This window comes from Nocardioides sp. CPCC 206348 (genome assembly GCF_048654705.1).
GTDB lineage: Bacteria > Actinomycetota > Actinomycetes > Propionibacteriales > Nocardioidaceae > Nocardioides.
Genome location: NZ_JBMCZA010000198.1, coordinates 140825 through 142994 on the forward strand (window position 1 = coordinate 140825; position 2170 = coordinate 142994).

Here is a 2170-nt window from a genome sequence, read left to right on the forward strand (position 1 = left end):
GCCGAAGCTGCTGACCACGATCGCGTCGTTCGGCCAGGGCGTACGTCGGCCGACCGCCCGCGCGAGGCCCAGCGCGTACGCCAGTCCCACCGCGCGCGGCAGGTGCGAGCTGATCGTCGAGGTCTGCGGAATGATGTGGAGGTCGGGATGACCCCAGACCTTGTGCCGCCCGCCCGACATCGGGTCGCGCGCCGAGGACGTCAGGCTCAGCAGCACGTCCCGGATCGGGTCGGTCGTCGCTGCCCGAGCCGCCCGGGCGGCGTAGAAGCCGCCGGAGCGGTAGTGCAGGAGCGCCGGGTCGTCCACGCGCGTGAGCAGTCCCAGCGCCGCGTTGCTCTCGTGGCCCGCGGACCCGATCGTGTAGTGGCCGCGTCCCTGTCCCTGCAGCCAGCGCGCCGCGTAGTCCAGGTGGCGGCTCTGCAGCTGGGCTGCGAAGAGCGAGTGCAGGAGCGCCGGATCGCCGGGAAGGGCGCCGTCCGCGGGATCCGCACTCCAGGAACGCACCGAGCGCGAGAAGAACTCCTCGACCGTCTCCACTGCCGCCTCACGTCCCGTGGAACAGGTTCACCGCGTGTGGCCCGAGTACGGAGACCAGGTCCGCGACCGGGTCCTGGTCCTGTGGCGCGGGCACCAGCAGGTAGCTGATGCAGAGCCGGGCGACCACGCGGGCCATCGGGACGGCCCGGTCGATCGCGAGGCCGGGAGCCAGGACGACGTACCGCTCGGCGAGGCGTTGCGTCGTTCGCTCGACGAGCGCGAGCTCGTCGAGCACCATCCCGCCGAACAGTCCTCCCGACGCGGAGCGGTCGAATGCACGGCCGAGGACAGGGTCGGTGACGACGGACGAGAACCATGAGCCGAGCACCTGGGCAAGGGCACCCATCACGTCGCCGTCGGCGATCAGCGCCTCGTCGTCGACGGGCACGTGCTGGTCGACGAGACGGTCCACGAGGAACTCGACGTACAGGTCAGCCAGGGTCGAGCGATCGCCGAACTCGTTGTAGATCGTCTGGCGCGACACCCCGGCCTGGTCAGCGACCTTCGTCAGCGAGATCGACGACCACGGGTCCTTCGCCAGAAGGGTCGTGACCGCGTCGAGGATCCGGACGCGGTTCGTCACGGGCGGCCACGTGGACCTGGCGCTGGAGTCCGTCACCTCCACATCATCGCGCACCCGGCGTGGCGACGCAGCGACCAGCGGAACCGAGGTCTCCTCACGATCGGATCCTGCGCGTACCGTCGGCTGGGTCGGCCCACGGGTAATGGGGAGGGAACCTCTCCCGGGGTGAGCCTCGTCCATACCTGACGGGGAGATCCAAGATGTACTCACGCCGCGCTCTGCAAGCACTCATGACCGTCATCGCCATGGTGGCCTTGTCCTTCGGACCCCCACTGCCGAGTCAGGCAGCGAAGCCCGGACCCGGCGGCGGTGGTGGCTCCGGGGGTGGCATCGGCGTCAAGATCCAGGGCTACGACGCCCTGTCGAAGTCGTGGACGCCCGGCAACACGGGCGGGTACGCCGAAGGTGACAGCATCCCCTTCCGCCTGGTCCTGACCGGCCCGGGCACCTTGAGCACCCTCCAGATCCTCGCGGACCACAAGCGCAGTGGCGTGAAGGGCATCGAGGACCTCAACAGCTTCCAGGTCTGCACGGGCGCCCCAACGACCACGCAGGCCGGCGCGACCGGCTGCAACGCGCCGGACCAGACGACGCTGACGGTGACGCGTGACCTCCCGAACCCGGTGAGCTCCGGGGTCGAGCAGGTCTCCTACACGTTCCACAACGTCGTCATCCCGGCGAGTGGACTCGTGCTGAAGTGGGGCGCGGAGCTCGCGATCGGCTCCCACCTCTACAACGGTTCGGCCCTCCACATGGCGGTCGGGACCGCCACCGCGAATGGCGGCACGGTCAGCTTCGGCAGCAAGGACGTGCCGATCCCGGTCAACGCGATCCTCGCGACCGAGACCGACAAGAAGATCGACGGCAAGGACGCGATCACGGCCGACAGCCCGTTGACCCTGGGCCAGCGCGTGCGCGTCACCATCGCCTCCAAGGTCGTCGGCCCGGCCAAGGGCACCCAGAACGTCACCATCACCGACCAGCTCCCCACCTGCCTGCGGTACGCCGGCAACGCCACCCCGGCACCGGCTTCCGCGCCGACCGCGGTCG

The 2170-nt window shown here is 70.0% G+C and carries 2 protein-coding genes and 1 pseudogene; 1 reads left to right on the forward strand and 2 read right to left on the reverse strand.

The window, feature by feature from the left end; genetic code table 11:
• Positions 1–537 (reverse strand): annotated as a pseudogene (locus ACOADB_RS19150) (MFS transporter); the annotation flags it as partial.
• A gap of 7 nt (positions 538–544) precedes the next feature.
• Entirely contained in the window at positions 545–1120 is a 576-nt protein-coding gene (locus ACOADB_RS19155) for a TetR/AcrR family transcriptional regulator (protein ID WP_378602049.1), read from the reverse strand.
• Positions 1121–1320: 200 nt separating this feature from the next.
• Between ACOADB_RS19155 and ACOADB_RS19160 the strand changes: the two genes are divergently transcribed.
• Positions 1321–2170: hypothetical protein (locus ACOADB_RS19160; RefSeq protein WP_378602052.1), on the forward strand; the 850-nt coding region annotated here is incomplete at its 3' end.